Source organism: Salegentibacter holothuriorum (assembly GCF_900168045.1).
GTDB classification, from domain to species: Bacteria; Bacteroidota; Bacteroidia; order Flavobacteriales; family Flavobacteriaceae; genus Salegentibacter; species Salegentibacter holothuriorum.
In genome coordinates this window covers 41,805-66,804 of the sequence record NZ_FUYY01000010.1, presented here as the reverse complement: position 1 = coordinate 66,804, position 25,000 = coordinate 41,805, and the positions used below count along the sequence as shown (strand labels likewise).

The window sequence follows — 25,000 nt, the reverse complement described above, 5'->3', positions numbered from 1 at the left end:
ACGAATGATAATTCCAATTTCATATTGGAATAGCTTGGGGACTTTCAGTCCCTAGTAAAAAAACCTCTGCACTTGGAGTGCAGAGTGGTTTAGTTAAAATAATTTTTATTTTTTTATGAAAAATTTAATTGGTTGAAATATGCCGGTTTATAATTCTCTTTAATTCCTACTTCAAAACTCTTTAAATTATTGAATATTAAAGGAATAAAATATATTCTAGCTCACCTTCTAAAGTAAAAAATACAGATTTTCTCTTCATAAATCAGTGCTCAACCGCCTTTCTTATTGATTTTCAGACTAAAAGGCGCTTAGGATACGAAAAAAAAATGGTATATTAACAAGCAGCGAAAAAAGGTTGGCCCCTACACCTATCTCTACTTAGCATGCTAGTTTTTTAGATTAACCATTCAACTGAACAACCAAATATTTATGACTGAAGAGCAAACAAAATCTCAGCAGCTCCACGATAGGAGAAAAAACATTGTAGCCAACGGAGTTGGTGTTTTCAATACCGCCACCGTAAGCAAGGCCAAAGGAGCAATAATTACAGATGTAGATGGAAAAGAACATATAGATTTTGCCGGCGGGATTGGCGTTGTGAATGCGGGTCATTGCCCGCCACCTGTTGTTAAAGCTATACAGGAGCAGGCTGAAAAGTATCTGCATACCAGTTTTAATGTAGTGACTTACGAGCCTTATGTAAAACTCTGTGAAGAACTTGCAGAAATACTTCCACACGGCGATCATACCAAAGCCATGCTTATTAGTACCGGAGCCGAGGCGGTTGAGAATGCTATTAAAATTGCACGCCAGGCCACAAAAAGACCCGCCGTAATTTGTTTTACCGAAGCTTATCACGGTCGCACGCTAATGGGAATGAGCCTTACAAGTAAGGTAAATTACAAATTCTTTTCCGGTCCTTTCGCTCCTGAAGTTTACCGAATTCCCTTTCCTAATTTTTACAAATATCACGGAACCCAGAGCATGGAGGAGTTTGTGGAAACGGAACTCAACCGACTTAAAGACAGTGCACATAGCATGGTAGATATCAATAGCGTTGCTGCAATAATCGTAGAACCTATTCAGGGAGAAGGAGGTTTTAATCCAATTCCTCAAAAATACATGGAAGGCCTTCGCTCCTTTTGTGACGAGCATGGTGTTATGCTAATTTTTGATGAGATTCAAAGCGGTTTCTGTCGTACGGGGCATTGGGCAAGCTGGCAACATTATGGCGTACAACCCGATATTAGTACTTATGCAAAATCTATGGGCTCGGGGCTTCCAATTGCGGCTGTACTTGGTAGAGCCGAAATTATGGATGCTGCCTTACCGGGAACTATTGGCGGCACCTACATTGGTAGCCCTGTTTGTTGTGCTGCAGCTTTGGCTACAATACAATTTATGAAAGATGAAAAGCTTAACGAAAGGGCAGTTTATATAGGAAAGATTATTACAGAGCGACTGGAGAAATTCAGAAAAGAATGTCCTGAAATTGGAGATGTAAGGGGGTTGGGCGCTATGATTGGCATTGAATTTATAAGAGATAATGATCCCGGGAAACCGCATACCGAATTATGCGCCAGTATTGTAAAAGGTTGTGCCGAAGAGGGCTTAATTCTTATAAGTGCGGGAACCTTTAAAAATGTATTGAGGATATTATGTCCCCTGGTTATTACCGAAGAACAATTAAATAAGGCGCTTGATATTCTGGAAGACCAAATACGAAAACATACTTAAGTTTTAAAATACCACTTGAAGTTCTATTAAAAGGAACAATGAGGGGGAAAAATGCGTAAAATTTTATCGCGTTTAAAAATATCATCTGATCTGCTTTTTTGAAATATTGAAAGAGTACGATCAGAAAAATCCGGGGGAAATATTTTCTGCGGAAAACAATAAATAAAAATATATGAATCCATTCGCAATAGCAGGAATACAAATGAAGGTTTCCGCAGTCGCTTCTAATGTAGAAATGATGAAGCTGAAACTTGATATTACCATGAGTCTTTATCCCTGGGTAGATATGGTAGTGTTTAGCGAGTTATGTGGCTACGGGCCATTAACTCATAATGCCCAGGAGATCCCCGGGGAATTTGAGAAGGAAATGCAGGCGATGGCCAAAAAACATAAAGTTTGGTTATTACCGGGTTCTATTTTTGAAAAAAGCGAAGGTAAAATCTATAATACAGCAACCGTTATTAATCCTCAAGGGGAGATAGTGACCCGCTATAGGAAAGTTTTTCCTTTTTATCCTTATGAAGTTGGTGTAACGCCAGGTTCAGGATTCTGTGTGTTTGATGTTCCGGGAGTGGCGAAATTCGGCTTATCCATTTGTTATGATATGTGGTTTCCAGAAACTGTACGAACCCTGGCCGTGATGGGTGCAGAAGTTATTTTGCACCCAACGATGACGGGTACTATAGACCGCGATATAGAATTGTCTATTGTAAGGGCGATGGCGGCTGTAAATCAGTGTTATTTCTTTGATGTAAACGGATTGGAATCCGGCGGAAATGGTAGGTCGCTAGTTTGCGGTCCCGATGGCCGCGTAATTTACCAGGCAGAAGGTAATGAAGAGATTTTTCCGTTAGAACTTAATATTAATCGTGTAAGAAGAAGTCGGGAGCTCGGGGTATTACGCTTAGGTCAACCATTAAAGAGTTTTAGAGATCATATAGGTGATTTTCATATTTATCAAAAAGGGATTGATTTACCATATCTTAATTCTTTGGGACCGCTTATTAAGCCTACAAAATTAGACAGTCTGGCAAAATTAAAAATGAAAGAACATGAATATGAACCACCACAAAACCCAACAGGTTATAAAGGGTTTGGAGGATAATTAAAAATAGTACCATGGGAGGAACAACGAGAAGAAAACAAAAAGAAGAAACATCTGTAAAAGATTTTATTAGCTGGTTTGAAATCCCCGCAATTAATTTTCAGCAAGCGGTAGATTTTTATAACCGCATTTTTAAGATAGATATGGAAACTCAATTTGACGGGAATTATGCTATGGCATTTTTTCCCGCCGAAAAAGGTATTGGGGGAGCTATTGTTACCGGTCCAAATTCAATTCCAGGTGCAATTGGCCCTCTGCTTTATCTCAATGCCGGTAAAAACCTTAATGATATTCTTAAGCGGGTTGAACCAGCAGGAGGCAGGGTTGTAATGACCAAAACCTTGATCAATGCAGAGTCCGGTCATTTTGCCATTTTTATTGATTCTGAAGGAAACAAACTAGCCCTACATTCAAAAGATTAATTATGCCAGAGAAGAAAATAGACAGTTCACATTATTACAATATCGCTCAATTTAGGGTAGAATCCTGGAACGACTTAAAAAATGAGTCGACCAAACTTTATTCATCGCCTCGCGGCTCTGAAGACGAAAAATTATATAAAAAAAATCTTCAGAAATTATTAAAAGATATTGAAGGAGTAGAATGCTATTTTGCTTTTCCGGGTTTATCTTGTTTAGAGTCACTGCGTGAAATGCTGGACAGGCATGAGCATACCGCTCTTTCCAATAAAATTGCTGAGATTACAAAGAACCTGGTAAGTGATAGGTATAGAAGTAATCCAGATTTCCTTGAAGATAATGATCCAACAGTTGAAACAAGCGATAAGGGCGATCGCGCTGAAGTTTCCAGAAAGACTTATTTTGAAGTGATGTTTGTGGAAGATGTATCCCATGCAGAAGATAATAAACTAAGGCATGATCTAAGAGACCTTCGGCTTTCTAACGAGCAGTTTGCTTACGGGATTGTGGTACAACATTCTTTTGAAGATGCTTTGATCGCGCTTCAATTTAATTATAATATACAGGCGGTGGTAATTCGTTATGCGCCTCCGTATCATTCCAAAAAGATCACCCCGGTGATCAAACCTTTTATTCAGAATATTCTAAAATTAGATTTTGCTTCCAGGGCACCAAAGGAATTAGGGCCAATTTTGGGAGCTGTAGTGAAAAAATTTAGGCCAGAACTTGATACTTATTACGTAACCGATACTGCTTTAAGTAATTTAAAAGACAGTACGCTAAAAACGTTTAGAAGAATTTTTTACCGTACCGAAGATCTTCAGGAGCTTCATCTTACCATTATAAGAGGAATAAGTGAGCGTTATGAAACCCCGTTTTTTTCGGCTTTAAAAGATTATAGTAAAAAGCCTACGGGAATTTTTCACGCAATGCCAATTTCAAGAGGTAATTCGGTATTTAAATCTAGATGGATTATTGATTTTGGGAATTTTTATGGGCGAAATATGTTTTTGGCAGAAACATCTTCCACCACCGGCGGATTGGACTCTCTGTTACAACCAACCGGTTCGCTAAAAAAGGCTCAGCAAAAAGCCAGTGAAGCCTATGGTTCCAGAAATACATATTTTGTAACCAATGGTACTTCTACTGCAAATAAAATTGTAGTGCAGGCCCTGGTAAAACCGGGGGATGTAATTTTAATTGATCGGGATTGTCATAAATCACATCATTACGGACTTGTACTGGCGGGGGCTTACCCGGTTTATTTGGATTCTTATCCAATAGAAGATTATTCTATGTATGGAGCTGTTCCTCTTGAACAGATAAAAGAAAAATTATTAAAATTAAAAGAAGCAGGAAGGTTAAACCTGGTTAAAATGCTTTTATTGACCAATTGCACTTTTGATGGGTTGGTTTATAATGTTGAAAAAGTAATGCAGGAAGTACTGGCCATTAAACCAGATATGATTTTCTTATGGGATGAAGCCTGGTTTGCCTTTGCTGGCTTTACTTATAACTATAAACAACGCACGGGAATGTTTGCTGCCCAGAAATTATTTGAAAAATATCAGAGCCATAGTTACAGGAAAAAATACAAGACTCATATTAAAGGCCTAAAAGCCAATGAAAGCCCTACGTTACCAGATCCTGATAAGGTTAGAATCAGGGTTTATTCTACCCAAAGTACCCACAAGACACTTAGTAGTTTTCGTCAGGGTTCTATGATACATATTTGGGATCAGGATTTTCGTAAAAAAAGCGAAAACACCTTTATGGAAGCTTATATGACACATACTTCGACTTCCCCTAATTACCAGATGTTGGCTTCCCTTGATGTTGGCAGAAGACAGGTGCAGTTTGAAGGTTATGAATTGGTTGAAAAAAGTATAGAGCTAGCTATGGTTTTAAGGGCTAAAATCCACGATCATCCCAAGCTTAAAAAATACTTTGATGTATTAACCATCGGTGATTTTATCCCGGAACAACATCGTAAATCTGGTATTAAGGAATATTACAATTCCAAAGAAGGTTGGAATAGGATGGAAACCGCCTGGGAACAGGATGAATTTGTTCTAGATCCAACCAAAATTACCTTGCATATTGGAAAAACAGGAGTAGATGGGGATACCTTTAAAAACAGGTATCTTATGGATAAATTTAATATTCAAATAAATAAAACCTCGAGAAACACCGTTTTATTTATGACCAATATAGGAACCACCAGAGGAAGTGTAACCTATTTAACAAATGCCTTACTAAAAATTGCCGATGAGCTTGATCAGGAATTTAAGACCCTAAGCCAGAAGGAGAGTAATAACCGTATGGAATCTATTAAATCTTTAACGGAAGATTTTCCACCATTGCCAGATTTTAGTTATTTCCATCATTCCTTTCAGGCCGTTCCCGGCGTACCTGGAGGAAATATTAGAGAAGCTTTCTTTCTCGCTTACAACGAAGAGAATTATGAATATATGCCGCTATTAGATTGTTTACCTGCTATGGAAGACAATAGAACCCTGGTAGCCTCCTCATTTATAATTCCATATCCACCGGGATTTCCTGTGCTTGTACCCGGGCAGGTGGTAAGTAAGGAAATAATAAGATTTCTTACTGCCCTGGATGTATCCGAAATTCATGGCTACCGGGCAGATCTCGGTCTAAGAATTTTTAAGGATAACGTATTAAACCGGCAGAAAACAGTGAGTTCTATGGGCTCTATGGGAAATAATTCGAAGAAAAAAAATACTAAACTAAAAAACTAAATTATGGAATCTAAGAAACCAAAGGCCTCCAGTAAAAAGGGAGCTGAACATAAAAAGAAATCAGCAATTAAAACAGGAACTGACAGAACTAAAATTCCAATTACAGGAAAAGCTCATAAAGCTAAAGAACAGGGTGGTTCCGTAGATAAAACAAAGAAGGCAACCTCAAAACCAGCTGTAAAGAAGAGTTCGGTCAAAGGGAAAGCCTCGGTAGCTTCGAAAAAATCAGCCGCTCAAAAGAAACCTGATAATACTTCAGTACCTGAATTAAGTGGAGTTTCGGATATCCGAAGGTCTTTTCACAAAAATGAAGAACCTCTTTATTTTATAAGCGCGACCAACTTTAATCTTCTAGGAGCCGATGAATGGATAAAAGGTTTTAAGTTCATTACCTATATCGAATGTTTCGATGGTTTACATCCAAATGTTTTTTCACCAAAAAAGGAGATACCGCATGATGATTTTGAAGGTATTGAAGATATTAATAATTACCTCTTGCAACATCCTGAAGTCCAGGATTATCTTAAAACAAGATCTATAGACGGGAGAGCCGGGAAAGCAATGTTTTTAATGTTTAATGAGAAAACAGAAGAACTTGCAGAGAAACTTGGCCTGGAAATTATGTTCCCTACCGCTGAAATGCGGACTTTCCTGGATAATAAAGTAAACACCAATCGTATTGCAGAAAAAGCAGGAGTAGCCTGCGTGCCTTACGTATTGACTAATATAGATAGCTACGACCATTTAAGAGAAGTTTCCAAACATCTTGGAAACGAATTAGTTATACAAACTCCATTTGGTGATTCTGGCCATACAACTTTCTTTATCTCTAACGAAGAGCAATATGATAAACACGCAGAAGAGATCGAAAAAGAAGAGGAAGTTAAGGTGATGAAACGCATTCGCTGCAGAGGTTCTGCTATAGAAGCTTGTGTAACCCGCCACGGTACGATTGTAGCTCCGTTAATGACCGAGTTGGTAGGGTTTGAGGAACTTACACCTTACGAAGGTGGATGGTGTGGTAACGAAATTTACCCGAATGCATTTACTCCCGAGCTGAGAGAAAAGGCAATAGAATACACGCAATTATTTGGAAACCAGTTGCGGGAGGAAGGTTACAAAGGCTATTTTGAATTAGATTTCCTGATAGACCAGGACAATGGAGAAATCTATTTAGGAGAATTGAATCCAAGGGTTACGGGCGCAAGCTCTATAACCAACCACGCAGTATTTGCCCTCGCAGACGCACCTCTGTTTGTTTTCCATATCTTAGAATGGATGGGGATAGATTATGAACTTGATATCGATGTCATAAACGAGCGTTGGGCGCGCCAGGAAAATATAGATGGATGGAGCCAGTTAATAGTGAAGCATACTGAAGATAGCATAGAATACGTTACAAAAGCACCAAGTTCAGGGATCTATAGAATGTATGATACAGGCCATATTCAGTTTGATAGAATGGATACTCACCGTAGAGCGGTAGAAAATGAAAATGAAGCTTTTTTCTTAAGAATAAGTAGAAAAGGAGATTACTTGTATGAAGGAGCCGATATGGGAATATTGGTAAGTCGTGGCCGTATGATGACCGATGATTTTCAGCTTAACAATAGAGCGAAACACTGGATTAAAGCTATTAGAGGTCAGTACAGTTCAGAAATGGTAGAGGATAAAAAGAAGCCAAAATTGTCGGGAACTTTAACTAAATAATATGCTGTAATTTAGAAGATTGGAAAGAAAATAAAACTACTTTGCAAAACCTTTCAGAGAGAGGCAATTATTCAAAATCTAAATTTATGCAATTACATTTCAATGCTATTTCTGAACCTGGAAAACCGGGAACTAAATGGCAGAGATTATATAAAACCCATTGGCCGGCTTATAAAAACTGGCTTAAATCTAAAGGAACGGCTAATTATCCAGACCTAAAAACTTCGCAGGCAGCACTTAAAAAATATATGCCAGAGATGTGGCTTACTTATCAACGTTTATGCAAGCTTGCAAAAGGTGATAAGATAGCGGCGCGTTTTTTAACGGGTTTCCAACCGCCGGCTTATATAAGTGGCTGTTCACAGGCGGTTACCACCGGAAAGGATATTCAACTGGTGAGAAATTACGATTTTCATCCAGATCTTATGGAAGGAACGCAATTGCTTACCTGCTGGAATAAGAAGAAAGTGATCGCAACCAGCGACTGTCTTATTGGAGTTGTGGATGGTATGAACGATGATGGCCTGGCTGTATCCCTAACTTTTGGAGGAAGAAAAGAGGTTGGAGTAGGCTTCGGTATTCCTTTTATTCTGCGTTATGTATTGGAATTTTGCAGTAATGTTGATGAAGCCGTTGCGGCTTTAAAAAGAATTCCCTCGCATATGTCTTACAACGTGACCGTTGTAGATAAAACAGGAAAATTTAGAACCGTACAATTGGCACCAGATAAAACTCCTGTAATTACTGATGCCTCTTTTACTACCAATCACCAGGGAATTGTAGACTGGCCGGAAAACGCTGCTTTTAATAAAACCCTGGAAAGGTCTTCTTTTCTGAAAAAGATGCTTTCAGTTAAAAATGTGAGTTCAAATCAGGTAGCCGATGCCTTTCTTAAGGCACCTCTTTATAACACCAAGTTTAAGGAAGGTTTCGGAACTTTATTTACTTCCGTATACCGTCCATTAGAAGGCAAAGTGATACTTCGCTGGCCTGGAACTTCGGTAGTACAGACTTTCGATAATTTTCAGGAAGTGTACAGACTTATAAATTATAAACAGGCTAAAGTTACACCAGAATTATGGAAACAGGAAGTTGTGGAAACTATTAAAACTGTAGAAGATCCTTTTGAAGATCAAACTTCCCAAAATTTAGATTGGCAGGAATCCATAACCGAAATTATGGTAAATGCAATGGCACAGGCTCATCCATCAACAAACGAGCGTGAACTTGAGAATTTAAGAGGAAAAATAATTGATAATGGAGAAGTATCCTGGCAGGCAGTAGCGGGCTTTTGGAGCAAAATGGGTTCAGAATATACCGATTCCTGGAGTAGTTGATTATAGTGATTTCCCATAAAAAATAATAAAAATAGATTTTCGAAAAAATATCAAATCAGTCATCCTGAACTTGTTTCAGAGCCTGCTCCGAAATTTATTCTGAGATCTAACTTATTGGAGTTCCTCAGGCCTTTTTGCCAATTTTCATCAACTACTTTAAAATAAAACACAATGGAATTTTATAGCGTAAACCCATATACTGGGAAGCAAGTTGGAAAGTATACAGCACAAAGCACTGAAGAAACCAAAAAGGTCCTGGAACAATCTGGAGGGGCTTTTAAGGACTGGAGTAAGCAGCCGCTTTCTTTCAGAACCGAACTTTTACAGAAAGCTGGGCAGGTATTAAAAGATAACCTGGAAGACTATGCTAAAATGATCACTCAGGAAATGGGAAAACCAATTTCTGAATCTAGAGCTGAGGTTAACAAATGCGCCTGGGTTTGTGATTATTATGCTGAAAATGCTTCAGATTTCCTTCAGCAGGAAGAAATAAAAACAGATGCCACTCACAGTTATGTAAGGCACGACCCGATAGGAACTGTTTTTGCCATTATGCCATGGAATTTTCCATTCTGGCAGGTTTTTAGGTTTGCTGCTCCTACACTAACCGCCGGGAACACCGGTATTTTAAAGCACGCTCCAAATGTTTTTGGATGTGCTTCAATGATTGAAGACGTTTTTAAAAAAGCCGGTTATTCGCCTGGAGTTTTTCAGAATTTAATTGCGCATCATGATCAAACAGAAATGATCATTGCTCACGATGCAGTGCAGGCAGTTACCTTAACCGGAAGTGAAGCTGCGGGAGCTGCCGTGGCGCAACTTTCGGGGAAATATATTAAAAAGAGTTTGCTGGAACTGGGGGGCAATAATTCTTTTATTGTCTGGGAAGATGCAGATATTGACCAGGCTGTAAAAACAGCTCTAACCGCCAGGATGCTAAACTGCGGACAAAGCTGTATCGCAGCGAAGCGCTTTATTTTGATGGAAGGAATTTATGATGAATTTGTATCGAAATTCAAAACAGCAGTAAGCTTGTTAAAAGCCGGCGACACTATGGATGATGCTACCCAGGTTGGTCCGCTTGCCAGAAAAGATCTGGCAGATCAACTTCAAAGCCAGGTTAAAAGGTCTATTGATAAAGGAGCGGAATTACTACTTGGAGGTGAACAAAACGAATGTTTCCACCAGCCAACTATTTTAGGAAATGTAAAACCGGGAATGCCTGCCTTTGATGAAGAAACATTTGGACCCCTGGCGGCAATGATTAAAGCAAAAAACATTGATGAGGCTTTTGAACTTTCAGAGAAATCAAAGTTTGGACTGGGAACTACGGTTTTCACAAAAGATATTGAAAAAGCTATGCAAATGGCGGGCAGTGTTAGTGATGGCGCTTATTTTGTTAATGAGCTGGTAAAATCAGACCCCAGGCTTCCGTTTGGTGGAACCAAGCGATCTGGCTATGGACGCGAGTTAGCAAAAGATGGAATGATGGAGTTTGTTAATAAGAAAACAGTTTATGTTAAAGCCTAAAGCATAATTTTTTACGCATTGGTCATTGCCACGAATAGTTGTACTTTTGTTTTACTTTGTTAAAAAATCAACGTAAAACATAAAATTATGAGTAAATATGATGTTGCAGTTATAGGTTCAGGCCCCGGAGGTTATGTGGCCGCTATTCGCTGCGCACAATTGGGAATGAAAACTGCTATCATAGAAAAATATTCAACTTTAGGTGGAACCTGTCTTAATGTTGGTTGTATTCCAAGTAAAGCTCTTTTGGATTCTTCTCATCATTACCACGATGCCGTAAAACATTTTGAAGAGCACGGAATAGAAATCCCTGGTGAGGTTAAAGTAAACCTTGAGAAAATGATGGAACGTAAATCTTCAGTAGTAAGTCAAACTTGCGACGGAGTGAAGTTCCTGATGGATAAAAATAAAATTGATGTTTTTGAAGGAGTAGGATCTTTTAAAGATAAAACCCACATCAATATTGAGAAAAACGATGGTGAAACCGAAACCATCGAGGCTGCGAAAACAATTATCGCTACAGGTTCAAAACCGGCAAACCTTCCGTTTATCGAGCTGGATAAAGAGCGAGTGATTACTTCTACTGAAGCTTTAAAATTAAAGGAAATTCCTAAACACATGGTCGTGATTGGCGGTGGTGTAATTGGCCTGGAATTAGGTCAGGTTTACCGTCGTTTGGGAGCTGAGGTTACTGTTGTAGAATTTCTAGATAGAATTATTCCTACAATGGATGCCGCACTTTCAAAAGAACTTCAAAAAGTGCTTAAAAAACAAGGAGTAAAATTTCATACTTCAACCAAAGTGAAATCAGTTGAGCGAAAAGGTGATGAGATCATTATAAAAGCTGATGATAAAAAGGATAAAGAGATTGAAATAAAGGCAGATTACTGCCTGGTTTCTGTAGGGCGTAAACCTTTTACCGATGGTTTAAATGCTGATGGTGCCGGAGTAAAAGTTGATGATAAAGGTAGAATTGAAGTAAACGAACATCTGCAAACGAATGTAGATAATATTTATGCTATTGGAGATGTGGTAAAAGGCGCGATGCTGGCACATAAAGCTGAAGAGGAAGGAAGTTTTGTTGCTGAAATCATTTCCGGACAAAAACCACATATTGATTACAATTTAATTCCGGGTGTTGTTTATACCTGGCCTGAAGTTGCTTCCGTAGGAAAAACCGAAGAACAACTTAAGGAAGATGGGGTGAAATATAAAGAAGGGAAATTCCCAATGCGTGCTCTTGGACGTTCCAGGGCAAGTGGAGATACAGACGGATTTGTAAAAATCCTTGCCGATGAAAAGACCGATGAGGTTTTAGGCGTGCATATGATTGGTGCACGTACCGCCGATCTTATTGCTGAAGCTGTTGTTGCAATGGAATACAGAGCATCTGCTGAAGACATAGCAAGAATGAGTCATGCCCACCCAACTTATGCTGAAGCCGTTAAGGAAGCAGCTCTTGCTGCTACCGATAATCGTGCGCTTCACGTATAATCGGTTTTAAAAATAACTTATAAAAAAAGTGGCTGTTTGTTAGAATTTCAAACAGCCACTTTTTTTTATTTATAAGAAATCAGTTATTCTAAATCTCCAACTTCTTGAGTTCTTTATAGTTTCTATTCAATCTTCTTAGTAGAATTCCGTAGACCACTCGGTAGAATAACCATATTAAACCAAGGAAAACAGCGAGACCACCAATCATAATTCCGGCAAACATTAACCACTGTAGCGGAGTAAAACTATATTTTTCCATATCATCTACAACAGTGCTGGAAACATGATAATCCATCATAAAATAAGTATAGATTAAGGCAACTAAGGCTGTAGAAATTAAAATATAACCTATGTAATACTTAACCGTCTTTCTGGTTTGCAAAATGTTTTTCATCAATTGAGCCGCATTATCTGTAGAAGAAATTTTTCGATAATTCTTATAAAAACAAAAGATAAAGAAAAAGGTAATGGCATAATTAATTACATAAGTGGCTACCGTAAATTCTTTTAGGTGAATACGCTCCATCTCTTCCCAATATTCATGGTCTGCCATGAAAACAGTAATAAGTGCCCAAAAAAGAAACTCCACTATGCTAATTAAAAAAATCCACTTTACTATAGAAGAGGAGCGCTTCCACAGCATTTTATAAATTTGGTTGTAGGAAAGTTGCGGAAGGCTGCCTTCGCGTTTTTTCCAATCTTTTTTTAATAAATCCAATCCATCCATTATTCACTACGGATTTAAAATGTTCTTTAACTTTGTTTTTACCCTATTCATCTTCACTCTTGCATTTACTTCAGTAATACCAAGGGTTTCAGAAATGTCCCTGTAATTTTTATCTTCGAGATATAAAAAAACAAGAGCCTTTTCAATATCATTTAATTCCTGAATTGCAGCATACATGACTTTTAATTGCTGCTCGGTTTCATCATCATATTCTTCTGCTTTAATCTTAAAATCTACCGTATCAAAATCTTGTGTTGGTATACTTCTTTTTTTCTTTCTGTATAAGGTAATGGCGGTGTTAAGTGCCACTCTGTACATCCAGGTACTAAATTTTGCTTCGCCCCTAAATTTTGGGTAAGCTTTCCAGAGCTGAATGGTAATTTCCTGAAAAAGATCGTTGTGCGCATCTTGATTATTCGTATAAATACGGCAAATTTTATGTGCAATATTCTGGTGCTTTTCCAGGTTCGTTACAAACTGATGTTCTAATTCCTTATTCACAATAGTTGGTTAGCACTTATATGTAGCTTAAGTGCCTGCAATGTTACAAAAAACTATAAAGTATCGTTAATGCCACTTTAATTTTTCAGCTAAAGCACGAGAAAACTTAAATTTGAGTGCACTACCGCGATAATAGTGGTAATTTAAATCTCTAAATATTGAGAAAAACCAAGCTTTATGAATATTCCAAGAACAAATTTACCTAGAGTCGTTATTATTGGTGGCGGTTTTGCGGGAATGGCAATGCTAAGAAAGTTGATTGGCGAAGATGTCCAAACTGTGATTTTAGACCGGCATAATTACCATACTTTTCAACCATTACTTTACCAGGTTTCTACTTCTGGCTTAGAACCAGATTCCATTGCTTATCCTATGCGTAAAATTACGCGAAATAGTAAAAAATGCCTCTTTAGGATGGCCGAAGTAAAGTCTATAAATCCCGAAAAGAGTTTAATTGAAACTTCTATAGGAGATTTAATCTATGATTACCTGGTGATTGCCACGGGTTCTAAGACTAATTTCTTCGGAAATAAAAGTATTGAAGATAATGGTATGTGGATGAAAACCGTACCACAGGCATTGAATATTCGTAGTTTGATCCTGGAAAATTTAGAGCAGGCGGTAATTACCGATGATCCTGAACTAAGAAAAGCGCTGTTAAATTTTGTTTTAGTAGGAGCTGGACCAACCGGTGTAGAGCTTAGTGGTGCTATTGCCGAACTTAAAAATCACATTGTCCCCAATGATTATCCCGATATTAACCCAAATGAGATGAATATTCATCTTTTAGAAGGATTGGATAGGGTTTTACCTCCAATGAGCGAAAAATCATCTAGAAAAGCCCACGAATTTCTGGAAGAACTAGGAGTGAAAATTCATTTAAATACTATGGTTGAGGAGTATGATGGCCACTTAGTGACCACCAATACCGATCTTAAATTAAAAACAGAAACTTTTATTTGGGCCGCCGGGGTAACCGGTGCACCGGTGAAAGGTCTAAAAGCCGAAGCTATGGTAGAAAAGGCTAATAGATATGAGGTGAATGCCTTTAATCAAATAAAAGGCTATGATAATATTTTTGCTATAGGAGATATTGCCTTAATGCAAACTCAGGAATATCCAAAAGGTCACCCTATGGTTGCCCAACCGGCGATTCAACAAGGGAAGCATCTGGCAACTAATATTATGAATATTGTAGAGGGCAAAAAGCTAGAAGCTTTTAAATATAAAGACAAAGGAACTATGGCCACGGTTGGACGAAACCGTGCGGTTGTAGATTTGGACAAAGGATCTTTTAGTGGATTTTTGGCCTGGTTTATTTGGATGTTTGTACACCTTTGGTTCCTTATTGGATTTAGAAATCGTTTGGTGACTTTCTTTAACTGGCTTTATAATTACTGGAATTATGATAAAGCGGCCCGGTTAATTATAAGGCCATTTAAAGGTTATGAAAAACAAATGAAGGTAGATAAAGAAGAGATATAAATAGGAAAGAGACTGTCTGAAAAGTTTATTCTCGTCAAGCTGTACTCGTTTCAGCTTCTAATATTTTCATTGATTATCAATATATTATATCCTGAAATAAATTCAGGATGACGGTTTTGAAACTTTTTCCGACAGTCTTTTTTCTTTAGGCTGATCTTTCTTTTTAATTTATCACAGAACCTTATTTATTTGTTTTTAGAATTACCTCATTTTCTTTATTTCCTTATTATAATCATCAGCCAGGGAAGTCTTTTGGTTTTCGGTTAGCGCCTTTCCAGCCATTTGGAAGACTTCCTGTTCTTCTTCATCTAAATGATGAATTACCTTATGCTCAAGCTCCTTTGCAATTTTTAGCCAGTTTGAGGCATCCATTTCTGTGTCTTCCAGTTGCTCAATCAATTCATCCATCTCGTGGTGTTCAGCTACACTATGCCTGGCTTTTTCCTGTGTAAGGTCTTTTTTGATTAGCGGGATATAAAAATGCCTTTCTTCCGCATCAGCATGAATTTTTAATTCATGTTTTAGCTGTTCAAAGATCTTTTTACGCTCCTGAGTATCGCCGTGGGTTTCTACCAGTTTGGCCACAAGGTTTCGCTGTATTTCATGTTCCTGGCGTAAAGCTTCAAAAATATTCATAATTTAGGTATTGGTTAAGCTTCTAAATTATTGATTTATATGTTAAGGAAAATTTAAACCAGAGTTTTTCGTAAGCAGTTTAAATCGGTTCTAAAGAATTTAACGGTTCAGTTTCTTTTTTCTACAATTCAGAAATAATAATTAGTAATACAAATTACTTTCACGCAATTTAGTGGCGTAATTTATAAATAGATGAAGTTTATTCAGAAAATATTAAAAATTAGTCTTGCGATAACCATTCTCATTATTGGTTTAGAATTGCTCTTTGGAGGTTTTGAGCTAGAAAAGTTTATGAGTTTTGAAACCTGGATTCTCTTTTTCGCTTATAGTTTTATTCTTACTTTCATTAACGGAAGCTACTTCTGGTGGTTTGGTGCTAAAATAACCTGGGAAAAGGCCACCTTAAAAAAGGTGCTTTTTGGAGCATTTGGAGCTGTTATTTTAACTTTAATAGGGTTTTTCTTTTGCCGGGTGCTGCATTACGTGGTCTACGAAGGAGTCGCGCTGCAAGAGTTTTTAGCAAACGAAAAAATGTATACTTATTTGTTTCCGTTGCTATTTACCACCATTATTTCACTGTTTTTTCATCTTATTTATTTCTATAAAGCTTTACAGGAAAAGAAAGTAAAAGAGCAAAAAATAATTGCAGGTACGGCTTCGGCTAAATTTGATGCTTTAAAAAATCAATTAGATCCACATTTTCTATTCAATAGTTTGAATGTTTTAAGTGCTTTGATTGATGAAAACCCCGAGCAGGCACAAAAGTTTACCAGCGCGCTTTCTAAAGTATACCGCTATGTGTTAGAGCAGAAGAATAAGGAATTGGTAAATCTGGAGGAAGAATTGAAATTCGCAAAAACCTATATGGATTTGCTAAAGATGCGCTTTGAGGATGCGATTATTTTTAATTTTCCCTCGATGTTAGAAAGACCAGAAGCCAAAGTAGTTCCGCTTTCACTGCAGTTATTACTGGAGAATACTATAAAACACAATACCGTAAATTCTGAAAATCCCTTAGAAATAACCATCGTGGAAGAAGACCGCAACCTGGTGGTGGAAAATAATATTCAGCCTAAGAAAATATTAAAACGGGGTAGTGGGGTTGGACTTTCAAATATTCAGCAACGCTATGGTTTGCTTACCGATAGGAAGGTTGAAGTTTTTAATGAGAACCAGGTGTTTAGTGTAAAATTACCACTACTAACAAAAATTGTAAAAATGGAAAGACAAATCCCAGCTTTTAACAAAGAAGATGCTTATTTAAGAGCACAAAAACAAGTAAAGGCAGAACGCGATTTCTATGGACATTTAACTTCTTATTTAATTGTAATTCCGGTGCTTGGACTATTTAATTTTCTAACCTATGACGAATTTTTTTGGGTTATTTTTCCCGCAATTGGTTGGGGAATAGGTGTTTTTTTTCATGGGCTTTCGGTATTTAACTATAACCTCTTGCTTGGGAAAAACTGGGAGGAACGCAAAATAAAGGAATTAATGAAAAAAAATAAAGCCAACTAAATATGGAAACATCAGAAGACAAGTATCTACAAGCTCGGGAACAAGTGAAAGAATTAAAAGAATTTTATAATCATTTATTCTCTTATATTTTGGTCAATGTATTCCTGGCCGGGATCAATTACTATACAAATCAATGGGCGTATCCCTGGTTCTTATGGGTTGTAGGTGGTTGGGGAATTGGTTTAGCCTTTGATGCGCTAAAAGTTTTTAGATTGAATCCTATGTTTGATAAAAGATGGGAAGAACGCAAGATCCAGGAATACATGGAAAAAGAAGAAAAACAGCGCTGGGAATAATGGAAGTAGTAATTGTAGAAGACGAAAAGCCTGCTGCCCGGCGTTTACAAAGAATGCTCAAAAAGCTGGGATTAGAAGTAAATATCATGTTGCATTCGGTTAATGATGGGATTGCCTGGTTTAAAGAAAATCCTGAACCAGATCTTGTTTTTCTGGATATACAACTGAGTGACGGCATTTCTTTTGAAATTTTTGAAAAGGTGAGAATCAATAGCGCCGTTATTTTTACCACGGCTTATGATGAATATGCTCTAAAAGCATTTAAGCTGAACAGTGTTGATTACTTGTTGAAGCCTATAGATGAAGAAGAATTGGCAAACGCAGTGACGAAATTTAAAGAAAATTACCTCAAAAATTCACCACAAATAGATTTTAACGCCTTTAGAAAAATCCTGGAAACCGGAAATAAACCAGATTATAAAACCCGTTTTACTATTCAAGTTGGCCAGCATTTAAAGATTATCGCAACCAATGAAATTTGCTGTTTTTATTCTGAAAATAAGGCATCTTATCTAACTACCGCTTCAGGCAGAAATTACCCGGTAGATGTTTCCCTTGAAAACTTAGAAAAAGATCTGGATCCCGAGAAATTCTTCAGAATTAATCGAAAATCTATTGTGAATATTGACTGTATAGAAGATATTATTAGCTATACCAATAGTCGCTTAGAGGTTAAAGTGAAAGTGTTTAGTGAATTTCAGCTTATTGTTAGTCGGGAGCGAGTGCGAGATTTCAAAGACTGGATTTCTTAGGCTGAAAAAGTTAAAATTGGCGCTAATAAAAACCACCAGCTGATTTTCTACGTAAATATCTATGAAAAGTTGGGTAACTAAAAGCAGATTCGTTTTTATTAGCCCCCTGGTTTTTCGAATTTTATTTTTTTGGTTGGTTATGTGAAGGTTTGCCGTAATAATTATGGCAGACCTTCATTTTTTATTCGATAATCGAGATTAAAATATTCCGTGGCCTGTGCGAATTCAAGCGATCTTTTTTTTGAAATTAGAATGTATTTTTTCAGGCAGACTAGCCTGAAAATTGTATGCTTAAAAAGTTCAATTACCTGGATTAGGAGTAAAAGCTGTTTTTGTTTGCGCTATAGTTACGGTGCAGCTACTGTTCCTAAAACATATAACTGCTCCATTGTTGGTGTCTCGCTACCACCTTCAGGTTCTAAAGTAATACCAAAAGCTTCAGATTGGTTTTGATTTTCAAGACTAAAAACTTTATTATCATCGGTTTCGAAATCTGCAAGTAAACCTATACTCGTAGGAGTAAGGGGTTGCATGGTAAGTGACCATACCTGGTAAACTTTTCCTCTAGGAGGTTCGGGCAGGTCTTTGGCGTCTATATAAGCAGTATTCTCCTGGGTGTTCCAGTAAACAGAAGCAAAGGCTTCAGGAGCAACTTGTTGGCCCTGTAAAGGTATACGCTTTACATTCCTGTCTCGAATTACAGCGAGTAATTCTTCAGCATTTTCAGCGTTCTCACGGGCATTCGCTATTTGTTCTTCCATCTGCACATTTCTGGCATTGGCAGCTTGTAAATCTTCTCTTAGTTCGTTGGTTCGGTTAAAGAAAATGAAAAGGCCAACGAGTAGGAGTAAGCTTGCTGCCCAACCGGAATAGGTGATCCAGTTTATGGATCTAACCGGCGTCACTGAAGGGGCTTTAGTGGTAGACGTCGAATTGGTTAGTTTATTTTTTATTGAAGCAATTAAATGTTCGGCATTATTAGGAGCTGCAGCAGCTGAAAGTGTAAGGAGAGATTTTTCAATCTCTTCTACTTCAGTTTTAATTTCAGGATATTTTTTAAGCACGCGGCTTACCTCATGGCTTTCTTTTTCAGAAAGTGCGCCATAAACATATAGTTCAAGAATTCCAGACGATATGTACTTTTGAATATCCATTACTTAATTACCATTGCTCTTAACTTATCAATACAAATTCTATTGCGGGTTTTTACAGTTCCCAGTGGCATATCTAATTCTTCTGAAGTCTCTTTTTGTGTATAGCCTTTAAAAAAAAGATAATCTATCAGTGTTTTACAAACCGGCTTTAAAGCTTCAATATACTTTTTGAGTCCGATTGAGTCTACAGCTTCAGAGAAATTTGTTTTCGCCTCTAATATATCTACGAAGTTATCGGTCTTAAGGTTTTGTTGATCGTTTTTAAAGCTTTTTGATCTTATTTTATCTATGGAAGCATTCCGGGCAATATTCAAAATCCAGGTAAAAAATCGGCCTTTATCAGAATTATAACTTGGGGCTTTATCCCAAATTTTTAAAAATACATCCTGCAGTACTTCTTCTGCAATCTTTTCGTCCCTAATTATACTATAAATAATTCCGTAGGTGCTTTCTGAATACAAATGATAAATACGTTCAAAGGCACGTTCGTTACCATTTTGTAGTTCTAAAATTAAAGCATCTTGTTGCATAAAGAAATTGTAGGCTTAAGTAGTAAAAGTATATAAATCTCCAGCTTGAAAAAAATAAAAAGCGGCATTTAGCCGCTTTTTATTAAAATTTATGTGAAAGTGCTTACATTTTTATTACACCACATCCAACTCTGGTACCTGCTGCTCCAGAAGGTTGAGAAGTGAAATCGTCTACACCGTCGTGTATAATAATTGCTTTTCCAACGATATTTTTGTTATCGTCTTCACAACCTATACACCATTCATCGGTAGTCATACTAACCGTTCCTTCTCCATTAGCATCAACTTCAAAGTTTCCAATATCACCTTTGTGATATCCTTCAGCATCACCCCATTTACCGTGCTTTTCGTTGGTAGGGTTCCAGTGCCCACCTGCAGAAGTTCCATCTTCAGCAGAGCAATCTGCTTTTTGGTGAATATGGATAGCGTGCTTACCTTCAGCTAAACCTGTAATGGTAGCTTCCATAGTTACTTCTCCATTTTCCTGGGTAAAAGTAACTTCACCTCCTAAATCGCTTCCGCTTTTTGGTTCTAGAGGCACAGTAATTTCTTTAGTTTCTTCTTCTTTTTCCATGCTGTCCATTTCAGAATTCATTTCTGTTTCGGTAGCATTTTCTGTTTCATTTTCTTTTTTGTCGTTTTTACAACCTATAATAAATAATGAGGCGCAAAACACTAATGATAAACTTATTCGTTTCATAATCTAGATTGGTTTTTTAGATTTAACAGGGCTAAATTAGGTTTATCGCTGTGTATAGCCAAAGATTTAAGGATAGGTTAACAACCTCAGCTGATTACTTTAGATTAATTTAGTAGCTATAGTTGTTGTGGAAGTTAGACTTTTATGGACAGGGCAACGATCTGCAATTTCAAGTAATCGCTTTTTTTGTTTTTCATCTAAATCCCCATAAAGCTTGATCTCTCTTCTAAAGGTATCAATTTTTGTATTGCTTTTTTCACAATTCTCACAATCTTCCTGATGTTTCCGGGAATAATAAACATGCGTTTCCACATCTTCCAATGGCCATTTTTTACGTTTAGCATACATCTGAAGCGTCATAGAAGTACAGGAGGCTAACGCGGACGATAGAAATTGATATGGAGTAGGGCCGTAGTCTTTTCCGCCGGAGCTTACCGGTTCATCGGCCAGGAAAGTATGGTTTCCAGCTTTCATTCTAGTAGTAAAAGCATCTTCTTTTTCTAGTCCTGCTACCACATCTGCATTAGATTCCGGAATTTCCTTATTAGGAATTATTAAATATCGGGAAGCCCAGGTAGCAATCACATTTCCGGCATACACCGCATCTTTTTCTGAAGCTAAAAGATGTTCTGCTCCATCTAATGAAACAAAGCTTTTAGGATGTCTTGCGGCAATGTATAATTCTTCGGCATTTTTAATACTTACAATATTATCTTGCGGCGAATGCATTATTAAAAGTGATTTTTTAAGTTCACTTAGGTAAGGTTTCAATTCATGCTGGTCAATATCCTCTAGAAACTGTTTTTTGATTTTAAAACTTCTGCCTCCAATATTCACTTTAGCTTCGCCATTTTTTTTAATCTCGTCTATGTTATTTTCTATTAAATGCTGAACGTGGGCAGTAGTAGAAGGAGCTGCAATAGTAGTTATAGCTTTAACCGATTCTATTTCTTTTGCAGCAAATAATACCGCGGCTCCACCAAGGGAATGACCAATTAAAAGGCTGGGAGCTTTAAATTCTTTTTCCAGGTAAGTTGCCGCAGCTAGAAGATCCTGGATATTTCCAGAAAAATTACTGTCGGCAAAATCACCTTCACTTTCTCCTAATCCGGTAAAGTCAAAGCGTAAAACCCCATAGCCGTTTTGTGCTAAAGTTCGACTTATATTTTTAGCGGCGAAGAAATTTTTGTTGCAGGTAAAACAATGTGCAAAAAGCACAAAATTATGCGGATCCTGGTTTAGTGGAAGTTCCAGGTATCCCGATAAATCATCTCCATTCTTATTTTTGAAATTTACTTTTTCGGTTCTCATAACTTAATTTTTACTCGATAATCGAGGTTTAATTTTCCGAGACTTGCCTCGAAATCTAAAAATCTTTCCATTTAATGCGTCATGGACTTAACGCGAGGTATTTTATTAAATGTACAAATTGTTTAGCGCAAGTGCCAAAACAAAAAAAGGCTGTCTGAAAAGTCTATTTTCGCCAAGCTGAACTTATTTCAGCTTCTAATACTCTTATTGATTATAAGTATGTTAGATCCCCGATAAAAAATCGGGGCACGCTATGAAATAAAATCAAGATGACGATTTTAAAACCTTTTCAGAAAGCCCCAATTATAAAATAGGAATTAGGTTAATCTAAGTCTTTTATTTTAATATTTCTAAACCACACTTTGTTGCCGTGATCCTGCAGTGCAATATGGCCTTCTCTGCTTTTCCCAAAATCTTCCCAGTCTTTAAACTTTGAGTTTTCTACCAATTTACTCCATTCTTCCCCGTGAACCGGGAATTCTGTGATTAGCGTTCCATTTAAACGAACCGAGCCTTTATTGGTCTTATGATTAATTCGAATCACCGTTTTATTCCATTCGCCGGCGTTACGGGATTTGTCTTCGCTTGGTGGCATCATATCGTAAAGGGCACCGGCTTGCCTAATTGGGCCATTTTTGGCATCGGGATGCAATTTGTTATCCAGAATTTGAATTTCTGGCCCGGTTAAGTAAGGCTCAGAAAACTCTTCACTTTCCTGAACGCCCCACATAATTCCGCTATTTCCTGCTTCTGAAATTTTCCATTCCAGGGAAAGTTCAAAATTGGTGTAAGAGTTTTTTGAAATAAGGTTTTCTGTACTTTCCCGTTTTCCTTCGGCCGGGGTAAAAGCAAGTACCCCATCTTTTACCTGCCATTGATCTGAAATAGAATCAGCATTAAAAGCTTTCCAATTTTCAAGATTTTCACCATTAAGCAGGTTTTGCCAACTACCTTCAAGACTTGTCATAGCAGTAGTGTCTGGTTTTTTACTGGTTTCGTTTGCCTTGCTTTCTTTTTTATCAGATTTACAGGCGGAGGCCATTATTACAGCGGCTGCTAAAATTAAGCTGGTTTTTTTCATGATATGTTAGTTAAGTCCTAAGATTCGTTTTAATTTTTGTTCGTCAATTTCACTTCCGGCAAAATCATCAAATTTCTTTTCGGTAGCCTCAATAATATGACTTTGAATAAACGGCGCACCTTCACGAGCACCTTGGTCCGGGGATTTAATGCAGCATTCCCATTCTAAAACGGCCCAGACATCGCAGCCATATTCGGTTAATTTAGAAAATATAGTTTTAAAGTCTACCTGGCCATCTCCGGGATGCCTGTAACGGCCGGCTCGATCTATCCAGTCGCCATATCCACCAAAAGAACCTTTTTTTCCGGTAGGATTAAATTCAGCATCTTTTACATGGAACATCTTAATAAATTCATGGTAATGATCTATATAAGATATGTAATCTAATTGTTGCAGCACAAAATGGCTGGGATCATATAGTAAATTTACCCTTTTATGATTATTGGTAGCTTCAAGGAAACGCTCAAAAGTAACTCCATCATGAAGATCTTCTCCCGGGTGAACCTCGTAGCAAACATCTACACCCTGTTCATCAAACTCGTTTAAAATGGGTGTCCATCTTTTTGCGAGTTCCTGGAATCCCATTTCTACAAGACCTTCCGGTCTTTGTGGCCAGGGGTGTGCAGTGTGCCAAAGCAGCGAGCCGCTAAAAGTACCGTGTACATCTAAGCCAAAATGCCTGCTGGCACGGGCTGCGCTTTTCATTTGCTCAACGGCCCATTCGGTTCTCGCTTTTGGATTGCCTTTAACTTCATCTGGAGCGAAATTATCGAACATGGTATCGTATGCTGAATGTACAGCAACAAGTTGGCCTTGCAAATGCGTGCAAAGCTCGGTAACTTCTAAGCCGTAAGATTCTACTTTTCCTTTAATTTCCTGGCAGTAATCTTTGCTTTCACCTGCTTTTTTTAGATCTATTAAAGCCGATTCCCAGGTTGGGATTTGTATTCCTTTATATCCTAAATCTGCAGCCCATTTACACAAACCATCCAAACTATTGAATGGCGCTTTGCTGTCCATGAATTGTGCTAAATAAACCGCAGGTCCTTTTACTGTTTTCATAATACTCCAATTTTATGCGTCTAATTTCACCCAAACATTTCCTTTGGCGTGAGAGTCTACAACTTTTTCAATAAAGTTCATTCCGCGTATACCATCTTTCATTGTTGGGAATTCTGCGGGATGATATTTTTCACCATTAATTGCTTTAGCTACTCCTTTGTAGATGTTTCCCATAGAATCAAAAATACCTTCAGGATGTCCCGGTGGTAATTTTGTTCCGTCTAAAGAAAGTGCTGAATTATATTCGTGCCCGGGTTTTAAAACCTTTATTGGCTGGCCATCTTCTAATTTATACAAATAATTGGGATTTTCCTGCTCCCATTTTAAGCCGGCTTTTTTTCCATAGATCTTTACCGCAAAATTATTTTCTTCTCCGGTCGCGATCTGGCTGGATCTAAGTACTCCTTTTACATATTCTGAAAAACGAAGTAAAACGGTGCCGTCTACATCCATTATATTATCTGAATACACATAGTTTAGATCGGCTAAAAGTTCTTTTACTTCCAGGCCGGAAACATATTCTATCATATCAAAAGCGTGGGTACCAATGTCACCAATACAACAGCTAATACCTCCTTTTTCTGGATCAAGTCGCCATATACTGTTTCTTTCATCTTTATCGTGGATAATAGGATTTATCCAACCCTGATAATATTGTACGTCTATCTTTTGTACTTCACCAATTTCGCCAGCGGCGATCATTTCTTTCATTTGGCGAATCATAGGGTAACCTGTATAGGTGTAGGTTACCGCAAAGATGGTTTTAGATTTATTAAGGGTGTCTTCAAGAATTTTAGCTTCCTCGTAAGTCGTGGTCATTGGTTTTTCACAAATCACATGAAACCCATTTTCCAAAAGCTGTTTAGCCATAGGGAAATGCAGGAAATTTGGCGTAAGAATAGAAACAACTTTAATACGCTCATCTTCCGGTAACTTTTCTTCTTCAGCGATTAAATGGTCAAGGTCTTTATAAATCCTATCAGTTCCAATTCCCAGTTCCTGAGCAAATTTTTTGCTCTCTTCCAGGTCGGGATTAAAAACACCACCAACAAATTCAAATTTATCAAACATAGAAGAGGCCACCCGGTGTAAGATCCCGATAAGGGAATCACCGCCGCCGCCTAAAACTCCTAATTTTATCTTTTTACCCATA

22 protein-coding genes are annotated in these 25,000 nt (G+C 37.6%); 12 read left to right on the top strand and 10 right to left on the bottom strand.

The window, feature by feature from the left end; genetic code table 11:
* Positions 1-429: 429 nt before the first annotated feature.
* The 8 genes from B5X51_RS15240 (at position 430) to lpdA (ending at position 12,094) form a co-directional block, all read left to right on the top strand.
* Complete coding sequence (locus B5X51_RS15240; protein ID WP_079722055.1) at positions 430-1,737, top strand: aspartate aminotransferase family protein; 1,308 nt, start codon at positions 430-432, stop codon at positions 1,735-1,737.
* Positions 1,738-1,909: 172 nt separating this feature from the next.
* On the top strand, positions 1,910-2,842 hold the full coding sequence (locus B5X51_RS15235) for a carbon-nitrogen hydrolase family protein (RefSeq protein ID WP_079722054.1): 933 nt from the start codon (positions 1,910-1,912) through the stop codon (positions 2,840-2,842).
* A gap of 14 nt (positions 2,843-2,856) precedes the next feature.
* A complete protein-coding gene (locus B5X51_RS15230; protein WP_079722053.1) occupies positions 2,857-3,264 on the top strand; it encodes a VOC family protein in 408 nt (135 codons plus the stop codon).
* Positions 3,265-3,266: 2 nt separating this feature from the next.
* Positions 3,267-6,023, top strand: coding sequence for an aminotransferase class I/II-fold pyridoxal phosphate-dependent enzyme (locus B5X51_RS15225; RefSeq protein WP_079722052.1), 2,757 nt, complete (start codon positions 3,267-3,269; stop codon positions 6,021-6,023).
* Positions 6,024-6,026: 3 nt separating this feature from the next.
* Positions 6,027-7,733: a biotin carboxylase gene (locus B5X51_RS15220; RefSeq protein WP_079722051.1), complete on the top strand. Its 1,707-nt coding sequence runs from the start codon at positions 6,027-6,029 to the stop codon at positions 7,731-7,733.
* A gap of 86 nt (positions 7,734-7,819) precedes the next feature.
* The gene (locus B5X51_RS15215; RefSeq protein ID WP_079722050.1) at positions 7,820-9,070 is read left to right on the top strand and encodes a C45 family autoproteolytic acyltransferase/hydrolase; all 1,251 of its coding nucleotides are present in this window, start codon (positions 7,820-7,822) and stop codon (positions 9,068-9,070) included.
* Between the two features lie 171 nt (positions 9,071-9,241).
* Complete coding sequence (locus B5X51_RS15210; RefSeq protein ID WP_079722049.1) at positions 9,242-10,600, top strand: NAD-dependent succinate-semialdehyde dehydrogenase; 1,359 nt, start codon at positions 9,242-9,244, stop codon at positions 10,598-10,600.
* 87 nt (positions 10,601-10,687) lie between these two features.
* On the top strand, positions 10,688-12,094 hold the full coding sequence (lpdA, locus tag B5X51_RS15205; RefSeq protein ID WP_079722048.1) for a dihydrolipoyl dehydrogenase: 1,407 nt from the start codon (positions 10,688-10,690) through the stop codon (positions 12,092-12,094).
* Between the two features lie 88 nt (positions 12,095-12,182).
* On the opposite strand, the gene B5X51_RS15200 is transcribed toward lpdA, so the two are convergent.
* Both B5X51_RS15200 and B5X51_RS15195 read right to left on the bottom strand, forming a co-directional pair.
* A complete protein-coding gene (locus B5X51_RS15200; protein ID WP_079722047.1) occupies positions 12,183-12,821 on the bottom strand; it encodes a hypothetical protein in 639 nt (212 codons plus the stop codon).
* Positions 12,822-12,827: 6 nt separating this feature from the next.
* Complete coding sequence (locus tag B5X51_RS15195; RefSeq protein ID WP_079722046.1) at positions 12,828-13,322, bottom strand: RNA polymerase sigma factor; 495 nt, start codon at positions 13,320-13,322, stop codon at positions 12,828-12,830.
* Between the two features lie 177 nt (positions 13,323-13,499).
* Here B5X51_RS15195 and B5X51_RS15190 point away from each other — a divergent pair, with 177 nt between their 5' ends.
* Positions 13,500-14,807, top strand: coding sequence for an NAD(P)/FAD-dependent oxidoreductase (locus B5X51_RS15190; protein ID WP_079722045.1), 1,308 nt, complete (start codon positions 13,500-13,502; stop codon positions 14,805-14,807).
* Positions 14,808-15,008: 201 nt separating this feature from the next.
* Here B5X51_RS15190 and B5X51_RS15185 read toward each other — a convergent pair whose 3' ends face one another.
* Positions 15,009-15,443 (bottom strand): hemerythrin domain-containing protein, encoded by a 435-nt coding sequence (locus B5X51_RS15185; protein WP_079722044.1) that lies wholly within the window; start codon positions 15,441-15,443, stop codon positions 15,009-15,011.
* A 192-nt stretch (positions 15,444-15,635) separates the two neighbouring features.
* On the opposite strand from B5X51_RS15185, the gene B5X51_RS15180 reads away from it, so the two are divergent.
* The 3 genes from B5X51_RS15180 to B5X51_RS15170 are packed head-to-tail and all read left to right on the top strand — an operon-like array spanning position 15,636 to position 18,009.
* Complete coding sequence (locus B5X51_RS15180) at positions 15,636-16,961, top strand: 2TM domain-containing protein (RefSeq protein ID WP_079722043.1); 1,326 nt, start codon at positions 15,636-15,638, stop codon at positions 16,959-16,961.
* Positions 16,962-16,963: 2 nt separating this feature from the next.
* Positions 16,964-17,257, top strand: a complete 294-nt coding sequence (locus B5X51_RS15175) for a 2TM domain-containing protein (protein ID WP_079722042.1) — start codon at positions 16,964-16,966, stop codon at positions 17,255-17,257.
* A complete protein-coding gene (locus B5X51_RS15170; RefSeq protein WP_079722041.1) occupies positions 17,257-18,009 on the top strand; it encodes a LytR/AlgR family response regulator transcription factor in 753 nt (250 codons plus the stop codon). Before B5X51_RS15175 ends, B5X51_RS15170 begins: the two co-directional genes overlap by 1 nt.
* 347 nt (positions 18,010-18,356) lie before the next feature.
* Here B5X51_RS15170 and B5X51_RS15165 read toward each other — a convergent pair whose 3' ends face one another.
* From B5X51_RS15165 to B5X51_RS15135, 7 genes are all read right to left on the bottom strand, one after another.
* Positions 18,357-19,163: an anti-sigma factor gene (locus B5X51_RS15165; protein ID WP_079722040.1), complete on the bottom strand. Its 807-nt coding sequence runs from the start codon at positions 19,161-19,163 to the stop codon at positions 18,357-18,359.
* Positions 19,163-19,693, bottom strand: coding sequence for an RNA polymerase sigma factor (locus B5X51_RS15160; RefSeq protein ID WP_079722039.1), 531 nt, complete (start codon positions 19,691-19,693; stop codon positions 19,163-19,165). The genes B5X51_RS15165 and B5X51_RS15160 overlap by 1 nt, the downstream gene beginning before the upstream one ends.
* Before the next feature lie 103 nt (positions 19,694-19,796).
* Positions 19,797-20,393, bottom strand: coding sequence for a superoxide dismutase family protein (locus B5X51_RS15155; RefSeq protein ID WP_079722038.1), 597 nt, complete (start codon positions 20,391-20,393; stop codon positions 19,797-19,799).
* A 99-nt stretch (positions 20,394-20,492) separates the two neighbouring features.
* Complete coding sequence (locus B5X51_RS15150; RefSeq protein ID WP_079722037.1) at positions 20,493-21,704, bottom strand: bifunctional alpha/beta hydrolase/OsmC family protein; 1,212 nt, start codon at positions 21,702-21,704, stop codon at positions 20,493-20,495.
* Between the two features lie 322 nt (positions 21,705-22,026).
* A complete protein-coding gene (locus B5X51_RS15145) occupies positions 22,027-22,785 on the bottom strand; it encodes a 3-keto-disaccharide hydrolase (RefSeq protein WP_079722036.1) in 759 nt (252 codons plus the stop codon).
* A gap of 6 nt (positions 22,786-22,791) precedes the next feature.
* Complete coding sequence (locus B5X51_RS15140) at positions 22,792-23,847, bottom strand: sugar phosphate isomerase/epimerase family protein (RefSeq protein WP_079722035.1); 1,056 nt, start codon at positions 23,845-23,847, stop codon at positions 22,792-22,794.
* 12 nt (positions 23,848-23,859) lie between these two features.
* Positions 23,860-24,999 (bottom strand): Gfo/Idh/MocA family protein, encoded by a 1,140-nt coding sequence (locus tag B5X51_RS15135; protein ID WP_079722034.1) that lies wholly within the window; start codon positions 24,997-24,999, stop codon positions 23,860-23,862.
* Position 25,000: the final 1 nt, after the last annotated feature.